The 20102-nt window shown below is 44.4% G+C and carries 18 protein-coding genes; 16 read left to right on the top strand and 2 right to left on the bottom strand.

Annotated features, from left to right (window positions below; all coding sequences use genetic code 11):
- The first annotated feature begins 21 nt into the window (after window positions 1-21).
- Complete coding sequence (locus HUG20_RS11650) at window positions 22-1575, top strand: acyl-CoA carboxylase subunit beta (RefSeq protein ID WP_246476394.1); 1554 nt, start codon at window positions 22-24, stop codon at window positions 1573-1575.
- Between the two features lie 28 nt (window positions 1576-1603).
- Complete coding sequence (locus HUG20_RS11645) at window positions 1604-1765, top strand: SDR family NAD(P)-dependent oxidoreductase (protein ID WP_246476393.1); 162 nt, start codon at window positions 1604-1606, stop codon at window positions 1763-1765.
- A 131-nt stretch (window positions 1766-1896) separates the two neighbouring features.
- On the opposite strand, the gene HUG20_RS11640 is transcribed toward HUG20_RS11645, so the two are convergent.
- Window positions 1897-3372, bottom strand: a complete 1476-nt coding sequence (locus HUG20_RS11640; RefSeq protein ID WP_200084121.1) for a transposase — start codon at window positions 3370-3372, stop codon at window positions 1897-1899.
- 185 nt (window positions 3373-3557) lie between these two features.
- On the opposite strand from HUG20_RS11640, the gene HUG20_RS11635 reads away from it, so the two are divergent.
- The 13 genes from HUG20_RS11635 to HUG20_RS11575 all read left to right on the top strand — a co-directional run bounded on the left by HUG20_RS11635 (window position 3558) and on the right by HUG20_RS11575 (window position 17602).
- Window positions 3558-4208: an SDR family NAD(P)-dependent oxidoreductase gene (locus HUG20_RS11635; RefSeq protein ID WP_246476392.1), complete on the top strand. Its 651-nt coding sequence runs from the start codon at window positions 3558-3560 to the stop codon at window positions 4206-4208.
- A gap of 180 nt (window positions 4209-4388) precedes the next feature.
- Complete coding sequence (locus tag HUG20_RS11630; protein ID WP_200084853.1) at window positions 4389-5945, top strand: acyl-CoA carboxylase subunit beta; 1557 nt, start codon at window positions 4389-4391, stop codon at window positions 5943-5945.
- A 53-nt stretch (window positions 5946-5998) separates the two neighbouring features.
- A complete protein-coding gene (locus HUG20_RS11625) occupies window positions 5999-6439 on the top strand; it encodes a hypothetical protein (protein ID WP_200084852.1) in 441 nt (146 codons plus the stop codon).
- Window positions 6440-6454: 15 nt separating this feature from the next.
- The gene (locus tag HUG20_RS11620) at window positions 6455-6709 is read left to right on the top strand and encodes a hypothetical protein (protein ID WP_200084851.1); all 255 of its coding nucleotides are present in this window, start codon (window positions 6455-6457) and stop codon (window positions 6707-6709) included.
- A 24-nt stretch (window positions 6710-6733) separates the two neighbouring features.
- The gene (locus HUG20_RS11615; protein WP_200084850.1) at window positions 6734-8197 is read left to right on the top strand and encodes a sodium:solute symporter family protein; all 1464 of its coding nucleotides are present in this window, start codon (window positions 6734-6736) and stop codon (window positions 8195-8197) included.
- Window positions 8198-8233: 36 nt separating this feature from the next.
- Window positions 8234-8449: an acetyl-CoA carboxylase biotin carboxyl carrier protein subunit gene (locus HUG20_RS11610; RefSeq protein WP_200084849.1), complete on the top strand. Its 216-nt coding sequence runs from the start codon at window positions 8234-8236 to the stop codon at window positions 8447-8449.
- 27 nt (window positions 8450-8476) lie between these two features.
- Window positions 8477-10207 carry an AMP-binding protein gene (locus tag HUG20_RS11605; RefSeq protein WP_200084848.1) on the top strand — a complete coding sequence of 577 codons (1731 nt, stop codon included), beginning with the start codon at window positions 8477-8479 and terminating at the stop codon, window positions 10205-10207.
- Complete coding sequence (locus tag HUG20_RS11600) at window positions 10204-11535, top strand: acetyl-CoA carboxylase biotin carboxylase subunit (protein ID WP_200084847.1); 1332 nt, start codon at window positions 10204-10206, stop codon at window positions 11533-11535. The genes HUG20_RS11605 and HUG20_RS11600 overlap by 4 nt, the downstream gene beginning before the upstream one ends.
- A gap of 17 nt (window positions 11536-11552) precedes the next feature.
- Window positions 11553-12029 (top strand): thioesterase family protein, encoded by a 477-nt coding sequence (locus HUG20_RS11595; protein ID WP_200084846.1) that lies wholly within the window; start codon window positions 11553-11555, stop codon window positions 12027-12029.
- A gap of 25 nt (window positions 12030-12054) precedes the next feature.
- A complete protein-coding gene (locus tag HUG20_RS11590; protein ID WP_200084845.1) occupies window positions 12055-12831 on the top strand; it encodes an SDR family oxidoreductase in 777 nt (258 codons plus the stop codon).
- 21 nt (window positions 12832-12852) lie between these two features.
- Window positions 12853-14451: a long-chain-fatty-acid--CoA ligase gene (locus HUG20_RS11585; protein ID WP_200084844.1), complete on the top strand. Its 1599-nt coding sequence runs from the start codon at window positions 12853-12855 to the stop codon at window positions 14449-14451.
- Between the two features lie 364 nt (window positions 14452-14815).
- A complete protein-coding gene (locus HUG20_RS11580; protein ID WP_200084843.1) occupies window positions 14816-16186 on the top strand; it encodes an MFS transporter in 1371 nt (456 codons plus the stop codon).
- A 27-nt stretch (window positions 16187-16213) separates the two neighbouring features.
- The gene (locus HUG20_RS11575) at window positions 16214-17602 is read left to right on the top strand and encodes an MFS transporter (protein ID WP_200084842.1); all 1389 of its coding nucleotides are present in this window, start codon (window positions 16214-16216) and stop codon (window positions 17600-17602) included.
- Between the two features lie 105 nt (window positions 17603-17707).
- Here the strand turns inward: HUG20_RS11575 and HUG20_RS19555 are convergent, their stop codons facing one another.
- On the bottom strand, window positions 17708-17842 hold the full coding sequence (locus HUG20_RS19555) for a hypothetical protein (RefSeq protein ID WP_281392405.1): 135 nt from the start codon (window positions 17840-17842) through the stop codon (window positions 17708-17710).
- 308 nt (window positions 17843-18150) lie between these two features.
- On the opposite strand from HUG20_RS19555, the gene HUG20_RS11570 reads away from it, so the two are divergent.
- Window positions 18151-19512: a hypothetical protein gene (locus HUG20_RS11570; RefSeq protein ID WP_200084841.1), complete on the top strand. Its 1362-nt coding sequence runs from the start codon at window positions 18151-18153 to the stop codon at window positions 19510-19512.
- Window positions 19513-20102: the final 590 nt, after the last annotated feature.

Raw genomic sequence — 20102 nt, 5'->3', positions numbered from 1 at the left:
TCATAGGGGTAGGAGTTATAAATGGATAAAACAAACATGGAGATGGAACTCAAAGAACTATCAAATCGAAAAGATCGTGCCCGTTTGGGAGGCGGTAAAGAAAAAATTGAGCGACAGCACAGTTCGGGTTTTTACACTGCAAGGGAACGCATTGACAAACTCGTCGATCCGGAATCCTTTTTGGAATTGGGTATGCTTGGCCACTCTGACCAAGACGGGAGCGAAGAGAAAAGTGCAGGAGATGGCGTCATTATCGGACTGGCAAAGATAAACGGACGGCCGATTGTCGTGCAGGCAGCGGATAAAACCGTTTTTGCCGGCACAGAGGGAAAAGTATATTTCCGAAAATCACAAGCTGCCCACAACTTTGCTTTGAAACGCGGCTTTCCATTCTTAAACCTTATGGAAGGCGGAGGGTTGAGAATGCCGGATGGAATGGGCTCGGATGGCATAAGCCAAGTGCTTTTTCCGAATGAGCTATTGACCCATCACCGTGAAGTGCCGATGATAACAGCTATTTTAGGTGACAGTTTTGGCGGCCCTACTTGGACGGCGGTATCTTCGGATTTTGTGGCACAACGTAAAGGGACGTCCATGGCAGTGGCCGGTCCACGCATGCTTGAGGTCGCCACAGGAGAGAGCGTCTCAAACGAGGAACTTGGCGGCTGGGAAATACACGCGCATCATACGGGGCAAGTGGACCATTTCGCGGAAAATGAAGAAGATGTGCTCGACTCCCTCAAACAGTTTCTTGATTTTATGCCGCAAAATGGGGGTGAAGAGCCCCCATTCAAAGAAACAAAGGATGACCCATTCCGCAGCTTGGATGAGTTGGTCGATCTTGTGCCTACCCGGAGACAAAGAGCTTATGATATGAAAAAGGTTATTGAACACATTGCAGATGATCATCACTTTTTTGAACTGAAAGCGACGTATGGGACGGCGCTTATCACTGTCTTAACGAGAGTAAATGGACGGACAGTCGGCGTTATTGCAAATCAACCGATGAAATTTGCAGGCGCCGCGGGAGATAAGGAATGTGAGAAGGCAACCGATTTCATTGTAATGTGTGATTCATACAATATTCCACTTATTTTCTTACATGATACGCCCGGTTTTCGCGTATCGAGTGAGGCAGAGAAGATGAAAATGCCAACAAAAATTATGGTGTGGAACCAAGCCCTTGCTCAGTCAACCGTGCCCAAGATTTCGATCGTCATTCGCAAAAGTATCGGAGCAGCTTACGGCAATATGTGCGGGCCAACTATGGGGGCGGATTTTGTTGTGGCATGGCCAACGGCTGAAATTAACTTTACAGGACCGGAAGTCGGTATCAATGTCGTATACGGACGTGAACTTGCACAATCGGAACAGCCGGAGACGGAACGGGCGGAACTGTTGAAATCTTGGAGTTTTGACAGCTCCCCATACAAAGCAGCCGGTAAATATATGCTTGATGACATTATCGATCCAAGAGAAACGAGGAAATTTCTGTCTCGAACGTTAGACTATGCATGTGGAAGAAATGGTTCGATCAGCGAGCGACGTCTTGCCAATTGGCCAACGGGGTATTAAATAATCGGAAAGGGTGGTTGTTTTGCGCTTGGAAGATAAAGTTGCCATTGTAACCGGTGGCGGAGGAGATATTGGCAGATCCGTCGCGTTGCATTTTGCACAGGAAAAAGCCAAAGTCATGATATCCGATGTAGATAAGGATGCCGGTAAAGAAACCGCAAATATGATAATTATAGCCTCTCGGAATTAGAAGGCGACGGGGGTGGTTCGAGGCAAGAAACGGATAGACAATAGGCCTAAAATGGTTTGAAGCATATGGAAATGAAAACCATTTTCAAAAAAGGGCATACGTGCAGAATTTTGGATGTCGTTTTTTAAAACTTAAGCAGCGGCAGGGCAGATAGTCGTTTTGAGCTGGTTCCAGTCGTCTTTTTGGCTTTCATACCAGGCGTCTATGTGTTGGCAGATCATAATGCCATAAATACGCATGTACCACATCATCGTTGATCGGTGTCGACCGGCTTCCAGTTGATAATCATTCTTCTCGCGTTTGTTTGTCCGTTCGCTTGAAGTGCGGCGTTTGTAGATGTCTTTCCACGCTTGAGAATCGCGTGGCGTTTTGGGAAACAAACGCAGGTTGTCACTTGATTTCGTGTGATAGGTCCGGCCGTATGTCGCGTCCGAACACCCGCAGGATGGCGTGCAGCGCCACTTCCTGCGATTCTGGGATTTGTCGAAGCCATTTGGTTTCATTTCACGACCGTTGGGGCAGATGGGAATGCCCTCGGGTGAAATCTGAATATCACTGTTCGTTTCGATATTCTTTTTGCTTCTGTTGTTCAAATCGATGAAAGGCTCGGTACCTTGCTTATCCAAGAGCTCATAGATAGCCTCGGCGTCATGAGCGGCATCGAGAAGCATACGATTCACGGATCCCAAGGTGTAGCGTTGGTTGAATTCAACCGCGCTCGCGACCAAACTGACGGCATCATGCCGGGATGCCGGATGCAGACGTGGATACAATGGCAGGTCATGCGGGCTGTCCGCGGCCGCTAACATATAGAGATGATAGCCGTTAAAGTACTTCTCACGGGAGCTGTCCCATCCACCGTCACAATCCGGCTGGGAATAGATGCGATGATGATGGCAGCCATAAATCCCGTTCGCGCGACAATCACAGGTCGGTTTGCTTCGCCGGTAAGCTTGCGTGACAACAGGCGTACCATCCCCGGCGACACTGAGCGCATCAGGATCTCCGATCAGGCCTAGGTCCGCAGAAACCTTTAAGATATTCTGTTCGAAAAACTGAAAAAGTGGGTCGCCGGGCAATGGTTTGACGATGTCCATATGGCGTTCCGACCATCGTGCGAAGCGTTCGACTTTACCCGGTTTGTAATTGGCTTTTTGGCCTTTCTTTCCTTTTTGGCCCTTCTTCTTGTTCTTTTTCGGTTTTTGCTTCTTGGGTTTTAAGTTTTTGGTCGCCTCGGGCCAGAGGCGCTCGATAAACTCATAGAACGTGCCAACCCCGGGGATATCATCAGGAGAAAAGCCGCTCAAGATCGCGTAAATAGGTGTGCGTTTCATTTCGTTGATCCATTGGGTGATCCCGATGCCGGGATTTGTGAACAAAAAGACGAGATAGGAACGCAACATGGAAGCCGGATCGCGGGGTTCTGGCCCTTGATCCGCATACTGCTCCATCAGTTGGCCGGTAATGCCTGAAAGGTCGGCTTGCCAACATTTGAGGATGAGCGGCCAATCCTGACTCAAATGGATAATGGAGCGTCCGTAGTGTTCCTGAAGTTGTTCAAGGACAAAGGTTTGATACGTGTCATGAGGAAAAACCGTTGGTTTCAAAAGAAAACCCCCAAAAATCGTAGTAAAGGAAAATACATTCCCTTCACCGGCGATTATGAGGGTGATTTGAAAAAGTCAAGGGCTTACAGACCCAATTATAAAAGAAATTTTCGTGATTCACATGACTGGATTTAAAATTGAAAAGATAAAAATCTCCTACCGAAGGTAGGAGGATAGCAAAATGGGTGCGACAAGGAATCCCTTGCCGCGCCAGCCTTGGCGAATGCCGAGAGGCTATAATTGAAAAAGGAGGGAAATCCGACTTCATTCGTACGGATATCACTAAACCGAATGAAGTCGAGGAAATGATCGATAAAACAATTGATACCTTCGGTTCCCTCAATATTTTATTTAATAACGCCGGTGTCAATTGTGATGAGAAAAAAATGCCGGATGTTTCTTTTGAGGAATGGCAACACGTGATGGATATTAATATTAATGGCGTCTTTCTTGGCATGAAGCATGCCATCCCTTATATGGAACCGGGGAGTTCCATTATTAATACCGCCAGCATCGCAGGGATAAAAGGACAAAAACTTGTCTCTGCATACTCGGCTTCCAAGAGCAGTGTTATTGCACTCACAAAGACAGCTGCTACGGAACATGGAAGGCAAAATATCCGTGTCAACGCGATTGCGCCGGGAATTATCGATACGAAAATGACAGACGACTGGAAGGAAACTGATAAGTGGCCGATTTTATCTAAAGCCAACGCGCTTAGGAGAGTCGGACAACCAGAAGAGATTGCAAATGCTGTGTTATTTTTAGCTTCCGACGAGTCGTCTTTTATCACGGGAGAAACACTAGTCATCGATGGAGGAACATTAAATCTTTAACTCACACGGCAAATGAATAGTGAGGACTATTGCTTTTTTTCAATCATTATTGTAATGTTTAACATACTAATCGGTTAGTATCAAAAAATACAAAGGCTTTATTGTTTTGTTTTGTAAGCGTATACAATAACGATAGATGTATCAGATAAAACCATTTATTTTACAAGGGAGACTAATAGTATGAGCTGGCAGCCCGAAGTAGATGAACTCAAAAGGTTGGAACGCCTCGCCCATAAAATGGGAGGGGAGGATAATGTTGCAAAGCATCATTCAAAGGGAAAATATACCGTCAGGGAACGTGTAGACAAGCTTTTAGATACGGATACGTTTCATGAAACCGGAGCATTAGCCGGGAAAGCGTCTTATGATGAGGATGGAAAAGTGAAAGATTTTCAACCGGCAAACTTTATATTGGGAACAGGAAGAATCAATGACCGAAAGGTTGTCGTCGGTGCAGATGATTTCACGGTTCGTGGCGGTGCCTCCGATGGAGGCATTCATGAAAAGCAAGTGTACTCCGAATTAATGGCCCACGAACTTCAATTGCCTATGGTTAGATTAGTCGATGGCACAGGCGGCGGGGGAAGTGTGAAAAGCCTTAACGACACGAGTGCGACTTATGTGCCCGTGAACCCTGCATGGGATCATGTCGTGAACAATATGGGAAAAGTTCCAGTCGTCGCAGCCGCAATGGGCTCAACGGCCGGTCTTGGTGCTGCAAGGGTGGCCGCTTCACACTTTTCCATCATGATCGAAGACACGTCACAATTGTTTGTCGCCGGCCCCCAAGTTGTGAAGTACGGAAGAGGATATGACGTATCAAAAGAAGAATTAGGGGGTGCCGACGTACACCGTTCGAGTGGAGCGGTTGATAATATCGCTGCATCCGAGGAAGAGGCCTTTGAACAAATCCGAACGTTTTTATCCTATCTTCCGAGTAATGTTTGGGAGCTGCCGCCTTATCAAGCGACGACGGATCGAGTGGATCGAAAAGACGAGGAGCTTCTATCGGCTATACCGAGAAACAGACGGAAGCCTTATAAAATTCGCCCCATACTCGAAAAAGTATTTGATCGCGATTCGATATTTGAGATGGGCAAATATTACGGAAGAGGCACGGTCACTGGCTTTGCGCGGTTAAACGGTTATCCGGTTGGCTACTTGGCATCCGATCCCTTTATATTAGGAGGCGGTCTTACGGCAGAAAGCAGTGAAAAAATCGAACGTTTCGTTGATTTGTGCCAAACGTTTCATGTACCGATCGTTAATTTCGTCGATCAACCCGGAATGGTGATCGGGGTGGAAGAAGAACGAAAAGGAACGATTCGAAAAGGGGTACGGGCGATCTCGGCAATTTATCAGGCAACGGTCCCTATGATTGAAATTATTCTCAGAAAGGTCTTTGGGGTTGGCGGAGCCGGTATGATTAACGGTCATGGGCTTCATCAACGCTATGCATGGCCTTCCGGCGATTGGGGCTCATTGCCGATCGAAGGCGGCGTCCAAGTCGCGTATCGAAGGGAACTTGAAGCGAGCGAAGAGCCAGAGCAATTACTAAAAAGCTTAATGGACAACATGGAAGACATACGCTCCCCCTTTCGGACAGCAGAATCATTTGGGATTGAAGAAATCATTGATCCTCGTGATACGAGACCGCTGTTATGTGAATGGATTGATGATGCGTACCGGCTCTTGCCCCAACATGTCGGCCCCTCTTCACATACGATGAGGCCTTGAGCTCCTTATGGCTAAATGCTAAAAAATAAAAGCTAAAGAGGGGGAGAGTATAAATGCTCTCATTCTATCAAACAAAATGGGAAGCATATGTAGGTATACAACAAAATGAAGCTTACCAGTTGATAACAGAAATAATGAGAGAGCAAGGGGTTCATTTCAAAATCAATAAAGCTCCTCCACATTTCATGTATGACAGTAAACATGAGCAAATAATTATTACATCAGATGAATTAACGATGGTATTAATCTATGTGTCAGCCGATCCATTAACCCGTTTTTTTTCGTTTCTCTTGAACGCTAAACAAAATTTAGGTGGGATCACCTTCTTATCTATTCAATATGATTCCAAGCAAAAGTTGACTTCGTTGTTAAAAATGTTTAACGAACGCATGAAAGTTGCTCCCTGGAAAATACGGGCGCACCCAAGATTTCAGTTTGCTTTTTTGCTGGAGCTTGTTAACAAACGAAAATGGAAGCAGATTCAACAGAGTTGAATGAGGAGGAAGACCATGCCCACCAAAGAAAAAAATTGGTTCAAAATGCCGTTTCGAGAAGGATTGCTCATCATTCTCATTGTGTTGTTTTTAATCGTTTTCATGCTGCCATGGAGCTATGATATAACCTTTCTAAATATATCGTTAGTTGCTTGGATAGGACTTTCTTTACAGTTGGTCATTCCTCTGTTGGCTATTGCCTTGACTTGGGAGAACAAAAAAGAAAATCAGAATAAAGGCGAAAAATCAAATGTACCTAAAGATTTTTAAAAATCATAGGCTGGTGAGGATGGCATGAAAATAATTGAAATATCTATCATGCTTTTGTATTTTCTTTTTCTTATTATTTTGGGGAAGTATTCACAAAAGCGTGTAACACAGTCTCAAGCAAGTACGGACGAATATTATGTTGCTGGGCGTCGTATCGGGACCGGTGTTAATGCTTTAGCTATGATGGCCGCTTTAGGAAGTGGAGGGTCATTCATGGCAGGTGTTGGTACTGTGTGGGAACTTGGATTTCCTTTTCTGTCGTGGATGACACTTGGGTCAATTGCCGGATTTGCAATTGCGAGTGTTTTAGTGGCAAAGCCCATGCGTAATTCGCGTAAGTTCACTGTCACTGAATTTTTGGTGGATCGTTACGAGCATCGTTTGTTTAAGGTAGCTGTACCGGTTGTGATTATTATTGGCTCGGGTATGTACCTCATGTCACAAATGACGGCCGGTGGATTGATTGGCTCTTATGTCACCGGGTGGTCCTATCAATGGGGAGTCGTTATTATTGCGATTGTTTTCATCCTCTACGTTGCAATGGGTGGAATGTTAGCTGTTACTTGGACGAATATACTACAAGGTGCTATGGTCATTCTCATCATATTAATTGTATGTATCGGAGCTCTTATTCATTTGCCGATGCCTTATACAGATTTGCTCCTGAATGCAACAAACGAAAATCCGGGTCTCGGGGCAGTTGGGGCAACGATGCCGATTACAGGATATATAGGTGCGTTTACGACTTGGGCAGTAGCCGTTTGTGTTATCCCTCATTTGTTAATGCGAGTTTTTACGGCAACAGATGATCGTTCCGCAAAATTATCGATGAACATTGGGATGTTTACTTATGGCTCTTTAATGGTGGCATCTGCTTTATTGGTTACACCATTTGTGCCATTGTTAAGCAATTCATTACTTGAAGCAAATCCATCTGATATGTGGTTGCTTCTAATTGCAGAACAATTCTTTGGCCCTATCATAATGGGGGTGCTGGCTGCAGGGATAATGGCAGCGGTTATGTCCTCCGTCGATGCTTTGCTATTAGCATTAAGTAGTGCAGTTGCCTTTGATTTATATAAAGGTTGGTACAATCCTGAAGCAACCCAACGTCAAATTTTAAAAGTATCAGCCATCTCTACATGGGTCGTTGGTTTAGTTGTGATGCTTCTTTCACTCAATCCACCGGATTTTCTAGTTGTACTTTATACAGCAGCTGTGGGATTTATGGCATCAGCTTTATTCGCTCCCCTTGTGTTGGGGATATGGTGGAAACGTGCCAATGTTCATGGAGCAATGACCGGTCTTGTCGTGGGTGCTGTTAGTTTTCTTATTGCCTTTTTTGGATTTGAATTCCCTTATAATGCAGAGATATTGGTTGCCTTACCTTTGTCTATCGTTGCAATGGTTAGTGTAAGTGGATTGACTGAAAAGCCTTCTCAAGAAGCTATAAACCGAATGGCAACCTATCATGAGAGGGAGATTTAATTCAAACAATAATAATGGAAAGTGAGGAAAAGAATAATGGCAGAAATAAAAGCCGAAATGAGCGGAACAACATGGAAAATATTAGTAAAACAAGGAGACCAAGTTCAATCCGGTGATGAGCTTGCTATTTTAGAATCAATGAAAATGGAAATCCCTATCGAATCAGAAGTTTCGGGTCGTGTCCAAGCGATATACAAAAATGAAGGTGACTTTGTGAATGAAGGTGAAACGTTGATTGAGATTGAATCATGAGAAGTAGAATGGAGAGGAGCATTCCTCATGAGCCTATTTGAAACATCTTTAAATACGAACGAAGAAATGGTCACTAAAAAACTTGAACAATGGGCAGAAGAGATAGGCGATAAGACATTTTTCTATTACGGAGAAGAGGATCAACATTTTTCTTTTAAACAATTCAACGAAATGGCGAATAGTATCGCCCATTATTTACAAAATAAAGGGGTTCAAAAGGGAGATCGGATATCGGTCTTTCTTATGAACCCGCTTGTAAGCGCCTTATCCATGTTTGGCATATGGAAAGCGGGAGCTGTATTCAGCCCTATTAATTTTAATTACAAAGGATCCTTATTATCTTATCAAATCAATGATACCCAACCAGTATGGCTCATTACGGAGCGTCGGTTGATCCCAATACTCAATGAAGTTGCAGACGATTTACCGCCGCTAACCGCGCTTATTCATGATCCGCAACCGAATGAACATGATTATCAAGAAGACGTTATAGACATTAAGGCAGATCATTTTCATGTGATTGATTTTAACGACACACTTAAAGGCCCGAAAACAAACCCTTATGTCCATCTTAACTATTGGGATACGGCAAACATTATTTATACCTCCGGTACTACAGGCCCGGCAAAAGGCGTGAAACAATCGTATAGGTGGATCCATGCCTACACGTACTCTTTTCAACAATTTACAACCCAAGAAGATGTCGTATATAACGACTTGCCAATGTATCATGTTGGAGGTGCTTTTGCTCTTTTGGCAAGAGCTGCATTCGTTGGCTCCACGGTCGCCGTTTGGGATAAGTTTAGCCCCACCGATTTCTGGAATCGAATTGAAAAGAGCGGTGCTTCAACGGCGATTCTATTGGATGTTATGATTCCTTGGCTAATGAAAGCACCTAAAACATCCGAAGATCAAAACAACTCGCTTAACAAGGTATATATGCAGCCATTGCCGCAGTATCATCACGATGTTGCTAAACGCTTCGGGTTTGATTTTGTTTTTGCCGGATTTGGCCAGACCGAGGCAGGCAATGGGTTTGTCAGTGTCATTGATGAATTAGAAGGCGTAAACGGCACTCCGCAGGAACTATATAAAGGATATTCGTATAGAGAAACGCTTAACATGGCCCAACAACTTGAGATTGAAATTAGAGAAGGAAAGGAGACATTGGGAAAAGGATTTATGGGCAAGCCGTCCTCCTTTCTTGAAGCGATCATATTAAATGAATGGGACGAAGAATGTTCAGCAGGTGAAGTTGGTGAATTAGCTTTTCGACCGAAATACCCTAGTGTACTTTTAGATGAATATTACAATAAACTCGAAGCGACGATTAAAGCTTCCAGAAACTATTGGTTCCATTCTGGAGATGCTGCTTACAAGGATGAAGAAGGCGTATTTTATTTTGTGGATCGTATGGGGGATGTCATCAGAAAAAAAGGAGAAAATGTATCTTCCTACCAAGTGGAGGACATGCTTAGCGACCATGATTCAGTAAATGTCTCTGCCATATTTCCTATTCCTGCAAGCGAGGGAGACGAGGATGACATCGTTGCCTGCGTGGTTCTCAAAGAAGGAGAGCATATTTCAGAAACAGAACTTGAGGGTTGGATAAAGGTAAATATCCCTAAATTTATGCAGCCGTCAATCGTCCGCATCGTTTCGGATGTACCTCGCACAGCAACCAATAAAATTGAAAAATTTAAGCTGAAAAATACGATATTAACAGAGTTGCAGAATGAGAGGGGGAAAGAATCGTGAAAAAAATATTAATCGCGAACCGCGGGGAAATAGCAAGGCGTGTATTAAATACATGTGAAAAACTAGGATTGGAATCAGTCGTCGTTTATTCTCAAGCGGATAAAAATCTGCCATACGTTCGTGAAGCAACGGTTGCCTATGAGATTGGCGAACCTCCCGCGGAAAAATCTTATTTGAATCAGGAAAAAATCCTCGAGGTAGCCAAAAAAGAAAACGTGGATGCCATCCACCCTGGCTATGGTTTTTTATCGGAGCATGCCGGTTTTGTCCGTGCTGTTGAAGAAGCTGGAATTAGGTTTATTGGCCCCGATGCAAATGTTGTCGAAATGATGGGTGATAAAGTCAGTGCACGGCAAATGATGCAATCAGCGGGCGTGCCGGTCGTGCCGGGCAGCGATGGGGCTGTAAGTGATGTCGATGAAGCTGCTAAGATCGCCGGGGACATCGGCTATCCCGTCATGTTAAAAGCCAGTGCCGGCGGGGGCGGAATCGGGATGCAACGGTGTGCGACAGAGGAAGAATTACGAAAGGCATTCACTTCCAATCAAAAGCGGGCGCAAACCTATTTTGGGAATTCAGGCATGTTTGTGGAAAAAATGATTGAAAACGGACGCCATATCGAAGTTCAAATTTTCGGTGACACATTTGGGAATGTTGTCCATTTGTATGAACGTGATTGCTCGATCCAAAGGCGAAATCAGAAAGTCATTGAGGAAAGCCCGAAACCGTTTCTATCAGATGTAACAAAAGAAAAAATGTTTACTTTAGCAAAAAAAGCAGCACAGCATGTCGGATATGTCAATGCAGGGACGATTGAATTTATCGTTGACGATAATGAAAATTTTTATTTCCTTGAAATGAACACGCGCTTGCAAGTTGAACACCCCGTTACGGAAATGACGACCGGACTTGATCTCGTTGAATGGCAAATCAAGGTAGCCAATGGAGAGAGGCTTCCCCTTAATCAAGACGGTTTTAGCCAAAAAGGCCATGCAATCGAATTTCGCCTGTATGCGGAAGATCCGAAAAGGTTCCTTCCATCACCGGGCGACATTGAAGCATTTATCTATCCTGAGGAACAAGCAGGCGTCCGTGTTGATACAGGGATGGAAAGCGGTACGAAGGTGACACACTTTTACGATCCGATGATTGCAAAAATTATTGTAAGCGGTTCAGATCGACGCGCAACGATTGAGAAGGCCAAACAATTTTTCGCAAGTTTGGAGTTATCAGGTATTAAAAACAATGCTCCGCTATTCGAGCAAATATTGGTGGATGAAGATTTTATTCGGGGGAACTACACGACAACGTTTCTACAGAAACATTAGGGAAGGGGGAATTGGATATGCCACAAATAGACAGGCCATTGCTAGAAAGCAAGGTTCAATCAGATTGGATCGATTATAACGGACACATGTATGATGCTGCATACGCGCATGTGTTTAGCTTAGCTGTGGATCGTTTCATGACAGCCATAGGAATTGATAGCGATTTTCGCGATAAGCAGCATTATACCATATACACATTGGAAACACATTTGCGCTATTTGAAAGAGGCTTATGCCGGGCAGGAGATAAACGTTACGGTGCAAGTCTTGGACTATGATAAAAAACGCTTGCATGTATTTTTTGTTATGGAAAATAAAGAAGGCGAACGGTTGGCAACGAGTGAGCAGATGCTTATGGGTATAAATATGAAAGAAAGACGTTCCGCTCCTTTTCCGGACACTATTGTTAAGTCAATTATAGATCTTGCGAAGGCGCATGAAGGAACGTCAATACCTGATGAAGCTGGGCAAACGATTGGGATTCGGCGAACTTGAATGAAAAATTGAAGGAGTGAAGGTAATGAGTATCCAAAATTTATTTTCATTAGAAGGGAAAACAGCCATTGTTACCGGAGGCGGCCGGGGATTGGGAGCCCAGATTGCAGACGTATTTGCAGAAGCCGGCGCGAATGTAGTCGTTTGCTCCCGAAAACCGGAGGCGTGTGAGGAAAAAAGTGAGGAATTAAAAAAACGCGGTGTTGATTCACTTGCATTTAAATGTGACGTGGCGAACCTCGAAGACGTAAAGCATGTTGTGGAGACTACGCTCGATCATTTTGGAAGCATTGATATTTTAGTCAATAACAGCGGGGCAACGTGGGCGGCGCCGGTTGTGGATATGCCGGTTGAATCGTGGGAGAAAGTGATGAATGTCAACATTAATGGAACCTTTTATATGAGTGTAGAGGTCGGAAAAATAATGATGAAACAAAACGCAGGCAAAATCATTAATATATCTTCTACATCCGGTTTTGGGGGCACCGATCCAAGTGTGATGGACACGATTGGCTATAACACGAGTAAAGGGGCTGTTATGACGTTTACTAAGGATCTAGCGGTAAAATGGGGGGCACACAACATTAATGTCAACGCGATTGCGCCGGGTTTTTTTCCTACAAAAATGTCCAGTGGATTGCTTGACAAAGGTGGCGACGCCATATTGGAACGAACGCCTTTAAAGCGATTCGGGAGCGATCAGGACTTAAAAGGTGCAGCGCTGTTTTTGGCTTCTCCGGCCTCAGATTTTGTAAGTGGGGAGGTCTTAACGGTAGACGGAGGGGCGCATGCTTACGCTTAATCCAACATGGGAGGGAACGTTATGAGCAAAGTGTGGCTAGACCATTATCCGGATCATATAAAAAAAGAGATTGAAATCCCTAATAAATCGCTGCCGCAAATGTTGAAAGTGTCAATTGCTAACTATGGAGATAATGTAGCCTTACATTTTTATGGGGAGGAAATAACATACAATAAACTTGGTGAATTAACCGATTCGTTTACGGCTGCTTTGCAAAAAGCAGGGGGGCAGAAGGGAGATCGAGTCGCGATTATGCTTCCAAACTGTCCTCAATTTGTCGTTAGTTTTTATGGATCATTACAGGCAGGCGCGATTGTGACACAGATCAATCCAATGCTAGTCGGAAAAGAATTGCAATATATTTTAACGAATGCCGGTGCCGAGACAATTGTGATTCACGAGCCATTGTTACCGGTGTTAGATCAAATCATCGGAGACACGTTTATTAAAAATGTCATTAAAGTGAATTTAGAAGGTCGGGATACAGACGAAGATATTGCTATAGGGTTTAATCGTTTCCTGGAATCGGGGGGCGATCTACAGCCAGTTCGGATTAACGCGAATGACGATGTAGCCGTTTTGCAATATACAGGGGGAACAACCGGGCGTTCCAAAGGCGCAATGCTCACGCACCGAAATTTGCTGGCCAATGTCTTGCAAGCGGCTGAATTTTTCGGAGATGCTTTAGAGTTTGGGACTGACAGGTTCCTTACAGTTATTCCTTTATTTCATGTATATGGAATGTCAAATGGCATGAACTTATCCATCTATACCGGTGGAATGAATATTTTGTTGCCTCAATTCGATCGAAAGGAAGCATTAAACGTCATCACAGATTTACGGCCAACGGTTTTTCCGGGCGTACCGACGATGTATATCAACTTAATAAGCCAACCGGATTTAGCCGATTACTCGCTTGATAGCATTCGAGCGTGCATAAGCGGGAGTGCTCCGATGCCGAAAGAGATCATGCGCACGTTTGAGGAAAAAACAAGCGCTACAGTATTGGAAGGGTATGGCCTTTCGGAAACGTCACCTTCCACGCACGGGAATCCGTACTTTTCGCGCAGAAAACCCGGAAGTGTCGGGATAGGGTTGCCTTCAACCGATTATAAAATCGTTGACTTGGTTAATGGTGAAAAAGAGATGGCGCCCGGCGAATCCGGTGAGATCATTATTAAGGGTCCTCAGGTCATGAAAGGTTACTGGAACATGCCGGAAGAAACAGCCCACGCACTAAGGGATGGTTGGTTGTACACGGGTGATATCGCTTATATGGACGAGGACGGTTATTTATATATTGTTGATCGTAAAAAAGACTTGATTATTGCAAGCGGTTACAATATATATCCGCGTGATGGTGAAGAAATCCTCTATGAACATCCTGCTGTACAAGAAGCCGTCGTTGTTGGCGTTCCGGATCCATATCGAGGCGAAACGGTAAAGGGGGTTATCGTATCAAACGCTGAACAGCAATGTACCGAAGAAGATTTAATCGATTATTGCCGTGAAAATATGGCGGCTTATAAAGTCCCGCGTATCATTGAATTTAGAAAAGAGTTACCCAAGACAAATGTCGGAAAAATATTACGCCGGAAAGTTAGGGAAGAGGCACGGTAAACGGAAGGGAGAGTTTTTTGTAGGATTTATAGACTGGTGGTCTATCGATCTAGAGTGATATTGCCATCTGTCTAGGGTCGGTTGCGTGATTTTTTTCTCGCAGAGAGTGAACATCTCCTTTTGGGAGGACGACAGTTCTATTGTAATCCCTCAGCCGGAGGTCGAGCAGCACCGAAAGGAACAAAGAAGCAGAGTGATGCCATAATGGTATAGCGAACAATTGAAGGACTGATAGGTAATGAGTATCGTTGTATCGTTTATCAGCCGAAAACGCCTCGATATCAGCCAAAAACATCAATATATCAACCGAAACTAACGATTTATCAGCCAAAGTGATAAATTATCGCAAGGGGGTCAAGGGCTTATGACAGAACAAAGCGTTAAAGAAAAACCAATCGATCAAAACAATCCAAAAATAGAACAACCGGCAAGGAAAGAGATGTGGGGATATGCATCATCTGCCTTCGGCATTTTTGCAATCTGGACGTTAATTAATACGTTTCTTACCTATTATTACACGGACGTTGTCGGGCTAACAGCCGGAGCGGTAGGGACATTGTTGTTGGTCGCCCGCCTTTTTGACGGAATTACGGACTTAGGCATGGGGGTGTTTATTGATCGAACGAGATCAAAATATGGATCCGCTCGTCCATGGTTATTATGGGTGGCCGTGCCTTTTGGGCTTATAACCGTATTATTGTTTTCAGTCCCCGATATTGGCATGACAGGGATGCTCGTTTATGCCTATATCTCCTATTTGGGGTTTATTTTGCTTTACACCGCTGTGTCTATTTCTTATAAATCTCTGCAAGGGTTTATGACAGCATCCCCTAAAAGTCGTTCCGTAACAAATACGTATTCCGGGATTTTAAATTTTTCGGGCGCGCTTGTCGTCACGGTCCTCTCCCAACCATTAGCAGGGGTCATTGGATGGACAACAACTGCTGCATTATACGGATTGATCGCGATTGTTGCGATATTCATTACGTTTAGATCCGTAAAGGAACGAGTGGGGCCGCAGTCATTAAAAGCAGATGAAAAAGTACCGTTCGTTTTGGGATTTAAATCATTATTAAAAAATAAATATTGGGTTATTATGACGCTTTTCAGCATGGTTTTGTACGCGCTCGTAGGAATGAGCCAAGGATCGACCATTTATCACGCTCAAGTCATATTAGAAAACGTTGATGTATTCCCTATTATAGGACTTGCTACGACGATCCCCATGATTCTAGGTTTATTTTTTATGGTCCCTGTCGTTGTTAGAATCGGGAAACGTAATACAGCGCTTATAGGTTTATTTGTACTCATCATCGGCCAAGTAATCAGATTCATTGATCCGGCTGATTTGACGATATTCTTAATTGGCACAGTTATCGTTGGTTTCGGGATCATGGCACCACAAGCGTATGTTTACGGCATGATTAACGATACGATTGAATATGGAGAATATAAAACAGGGATACGATCAGCGGGTTTAATAAACAGTGGCGTGAGTTTTGGGATGAAAGTCGGTTCGGGGATCGGACTTGCACTCATCGGCTGGCTATTAAGTTTTGGCGGCTATGTAGGAGGGCAAGTGGAACAGACGCCATTAGCCACTGAAATGATTTTGGCAATAAATATTTATATTCCCATCGTTATAAGTGTGATCCTCATCATTTTGTTATTATTTTACAAACTCGATAAAGAACATCCCACAATCGTAGCTGAACTGCAAAAGAGAAAATCGTGATAGCAAAAAATAACCGGAGGAACGCTTATGCCCCATGCAAGCAAGCCATTCGAATTTAATGAACGGCTCATCCTGATTTTCTGGGGGATCGGGGTGTTGCTCATAACGATGAATACGACGATGTTTAATGTTGTGCTCCCTACCGTTATTGTTGAATTTCAAATCAATTCGTCGGTGGCGACGTGGCTTGTATCCGGTTATTCCATCGTGTTTGCTTTATCTGCCATCACATTCAGCCGGCTATCGGACTACATCCCCATCCGCAGGCTCATCACTCTTGGGCTGATCGTTTTAGGGATATCATCCGCCATCGGATTTTTTGCCAACACATTTCTCGTGTTGCTCCTCGCCCGCCTTTTTCAAGCGGTGGGTGCAGGTACGCTCCCGAGCTTAGTCGTTGTACTTGCATCAAAATATATCCCGGTAAGCAGGCGGGGCAAAGCGATGACGGTCATTGCGTCCACCGCAGTATTAGGATTCGGATTGGGACCGCTCGTTGGCGGACTGCTTACGGAACAATGGGGCTGGAATTACTTGTTTCTCGCCCCTTTTGCCGTACTGCTGATTTTACCCGTCATTCGCAAACATTTGCCATCCGAAGAAAATAAAACCGTGAAGTTTGACATGCTTGGAGCGTTCCTTGTCGGTGTTTCCGCGGGAGGATTATTATTGTTTGTGACGGGCGGAAGCTACGTTGCCATTATTTTTTCGGTTCCTGCGATGGTCCTCTTATGGAAACATCTTCATAAGAGTGATATTCCATTCATCCAGCCTGAGTTGCTCCATCATCGAAGTTACTTGCTGTTACTCCTCATGCCGTTTACAGCTTTATTTATGAACTTTGCAACATTATTTACAGTACCGATTCTGTTGGATGAACTTTTTCAAAGAAGTCCGTTGGAGATTGGGGTCATTATGTTTCCCGGGGCGATGTTGGCAACATTCGCGACCATTGTGGCAGGCAGAATGATAGACGGCAAAGGGTCGATAATGGTCATCCGGGCGGGCTTGATGCTTCTATTCATCGCGTTTCTGCTGTTTGCATTTTTGGGAAACGTCTCTCCGTACGCAGTGCTCGGCATATTATTCATCGCATTTGCCGGCTCGAACATTTTGCTCGCAAGTGCGAATAATGAAGTCTCCAAAATACTGCCGGTACAGCTCATTGGCGCAGGGATGGGCGTCGTGCAATTATCTCAGTTTGTAGGAGGCGCATTCGGAGCCGGCGTCGCCGGAATGCTCATTACTGTTCAGCAGCATCTGCCCCCGGAAGCGATCTTCCGCAATCTATTTTTCGTATATTTAGGCTGGATGGTTATCGCCTATATTGTGTTTCGTCTTTACTTGCGTTTGGAGAATAGCGATCGTAAACATTTGTCTGACAACACCTCATCTAGTGCAGCCTCTCGAAAATAAGCGATCACACCGACGACCGGAAGACGGGATTAGGACTTCAAACTGGGGTTAGTGATCGATTGGATTAAACTGCAACAGCTCGAGTGAAGGTATCAAAGGCTATCGTCACTGACCGAATGTCTTCTTGCGAAGCAGGGCTTCCCAGTCATCATGAAACGGTTCATGGTGACCGAAAACGAAAGCCAATCGCTCGTTCGGTCGCCATGAGGCAGCCATGCCGCCCGAATGCTTTCGATACAAGCCTTTTCGGTCTCCATGAAGCAACTATGACGCCCGACCGCTTTCGATTCAGGCCATTACGGTCGCCATAAAACGGTTATGGCGACCGAAAGCGAGAACCGACCGCTTTTTCGGTCACCATGATGCGGTAAATTGTCCGTTAGGGAGCCATCCAAAAGCGTTGCCGACCGAACTTATACCAACTATTACCATTATAGGGTAATTAAACTACCTTGCACTAGTTAATTGTTAATAAAGGAAATTAAGTGTATCCGTCGAATGTTAAGATTAAGAAATTATATAACCTCAGCACGGGAGATGGTGATTTCATGGCTAAAAAAAGAAAGTATGGCGGCATTCAGCCTGGAGTCAATTGGGGACCGTTCACAACACGACTCCCAGGTGTTCATGTCGATGTTTCCTGGCCGGTGGTTATCCAAGGAGCGATCATTGCGGTAGCCAATGGGGGTGCTTTGGCTCCCTTAATGATGGAATTCTTTGATGTGCCGTTTGAGGTGGCATGGACGACCCTTGCCATTCAAGGATTTTGGGTATGGGCGCACACATTTTTATTTGGAGAGCCTCATGTTCCGGGATGGATCACGCCTGCATTACCTTTGATTATTGTGTTCCTCGGTGGGTTCACTCCCGGCACTGAAGCGGTGCACGCGATGATGGCTTTAATGATTGGCGTGTCAGCCATCTTTCTGTTTTTTGCTGTCACGGGTTTAGGCGAAAGATTCAATCGTCTCGTCCCGGATGCGCTGAAAGCAGGAATCATTTTGGGTGCAGCCATTGCTGCCTTTATGGATGAATTTGAAAGAGTTCAAGAGCTCCCCTTTACATTAATTAGTGCCTGGATTGTTGTGCTCTTGATTATGTATTCTATACCTTTCCAGAAAATACCCAGTGGTAAAATTAAAGCATTATTAGCGGCTAATGCTTTGTTGGTTGGATTTATTGTCGCGGGGATTACGGGGAGTATTACTGGTGAGATCCAATTTGACATACAATGGGGCATATTTGTGCCACAATTTGGAGAAATGTTTGCTACGTTAACCCCTTTTGGCGTTGGTTTGCCGTCTTGGGATATGATTATGGCAGCCATTCCATTGGCGCTAATCATTTATGTTTTGGTTTTCGGAGATTTGCTAGTGGCCGATAGTTTGATTAGAGAGGCCGGTAAGCATAGACCGGATGAAAAGATTGATATTAATTATACACGTTCGCATTATTCTTTAGCTATTCGCAACTTCGGCTATTTATTTACCGGGGGCGCTTTCGTTCCTTTACACGGTCCCATTTGGACAGGTTTACAGGTGTTTGTTATTGAGCGGTACAAACAAGGGCAAAAAGTGATGGATTCGATATTTACAGGTACAATAAATGTTTTTTGGCTCTCACTGCCGTTAGGCTTTTTAATGCCTGTTATCACCTTGTTACTTCCAATATTGGACGTTGCACTGTCATTGACTTTACTGCTCACTGGTTTTGCCTGTGCCTATATTGCTATGAATATGGTTACAACCAACGTGGGTCGTGGCATAACCCTATTCATTGGCACATTGACAGCGCTTGAAGGCCCCGAGTGGGGGCTTGGTGCCGGAGTAGTGTTATATATCTTAATGATGGGTATCGATAGGAAGAATATAAATCATAAAGAGGATGCAAACAAAAGTGAAGAGATGTAGGAAATCATTTGCGTTGATTTACCTTAAAATACCTTCACATAGGTGTCCTATATGTTCGATCATGGAGCAATCCAAGGCATCATAGTAAAATGTTATCTATTGGAAGTTCCGAATGTAGAAATACCTTCTGGTATGAAAAGAGAAAACTGTTTAGTATCAGAAAATTCCTCATGCACAAGATCTGAAGACTCAAAACGCCGATCCGAAGCCAAGAGAGTCCTCAGAACCAAGATCTGCGGACTCAAAATGCCGATTCGAAGCCAAGCGAGACCTCAGAACCAAGATCTGCGGACTCAAAGCGCCGATCCGAAGCCAGGAGAGTCCTCAGAACCAAGATCTGCGGACTTCAAAATGCCGATCCGAAACCAGGAGAGTCCTCATGCACAATATCTGCGGACTCAAAGCGTCGATCCGAAGCCAAGAGAGTCCGCAGGCTTGGGTTTTGGGATCCATAGTGGCTACTGAACGCCGAATTAGTTCGTAAATGTAACAAAACACGGTATGTTTAACATGCTTTTCATCTTAAATAAGATTTCACGAAACCTCATATTTCTTTATGTCATTTTTATCCGGATAATCAACGCGCCTGG

It is taken from the genome of Salicibibacter cibi (assembly GCF_016495865.1).
Lineage (GTDB): Bacteria > Bacillota > Bacilli > Bacillales > Marinococcaceae > Salicibibacter > Salicibibacter cibi.
This window is presented reverse-complemented; position numbering and strand designations above follow the sequence as displayed.

What these genes read in the sequence shown, in the direction of transcription:
- HUG20_RS11620 (WP_200084851.1), top strand. Translation starts at nt 6,455, where the DNA reads ATGCCCACCAAAGAAAAAAATTGGTTCAAAATGCCGTTTCGAGAAGGA.
- HUG20_RS11615 (WP_200084850.1), top strand. Translation starts at nt 6,734, where the DNA reads ATGAAAATAATTGAAATATCTATCATGCTTTTGTATTTTCTTTTTCTT.
- HUG20_RS11650 (WP_246476394.1), top strand. Translation starts at nt 22, where the DNA reads ATGGATAAAACAAACATGGAGATGGAACTCAAAGAACTATCAAATCGA.
- HUG20_RS11595 (WP_200084846.1), top strand. Translation starts at nt 11,553, where the DNA reads ATGCCACAAATAGACAGGCCATTGCTAGAAAGCAAGGTTCAATCAGAT.
- HUG20_RS11570 (WP_200084841.1), top strand. Translation starts at nt 18,151, where the DNA reads ATGGCTAAAAAAAGAAAGTATGGCGGCATTCAGCCTGGAGTCAATTGG.
- HUG20_RS11575 (WP_200084842.1), top strand. Translation starts at nt 16,214, where the DNA reads ATGCCCCATGCAAGCAAGCCATTCGAATTTAATGAACGGCTCATCCTG.
- HUG20_RS11625 (WP_200084852.1), top strand. Translation starts at nt 5,999, where the DNA reads ATGCTCTCATTCTATCAAACAAAATGGGAAGCATATGTAGGTATACAA.
- HUG20_RS11590 (WP_200084845.1), top strand. Translation starts at nt 12,055, where the DNA reads ATGAGTATCCAAAATTTATTTTCATTAGAAGGGAAAACAGCCATTGTT.
- HUG20_RS11605 (WP_200084848.1), top strand. Translation starts at nt 8,477, where the DNA reads ATGAGCCTATTTGAAACATCTTTAAATACGAACGAAGAAATGGTCACT.
- HUG20_RS11585 (WP_200084844.1), top strand. Translation starts at nt 12,853, where the DNA reads ATGAGCAAAGTGTGGCTAGACCATTATCCGGATCATATAAAAAAAGAG.
- HUG20_RS11580 (WP_200084843.1), top strand. Translation starts at nt 14,816, where the DNA reads ATGACAGAACAAAGCGTTAAAGAAAAACCAATCGATCAAAACAATCCA.
- HUG20_RS11610 (WP_200084849.1), top strand. Translation starts at nt 8,234, where the DNA reads ATGGCAGAAATAAAAGCCGAAATGAGCGGAACAACATGGAAAATATTA.
- HUG20_RS11630 (WP_200084853.1), top strand. Translation starts at nt 4,389, where the DNA reads ATGAGCTGGCAGCCCGAAGTAGATGAACTCAAAAGGTTGGAACGCCTC.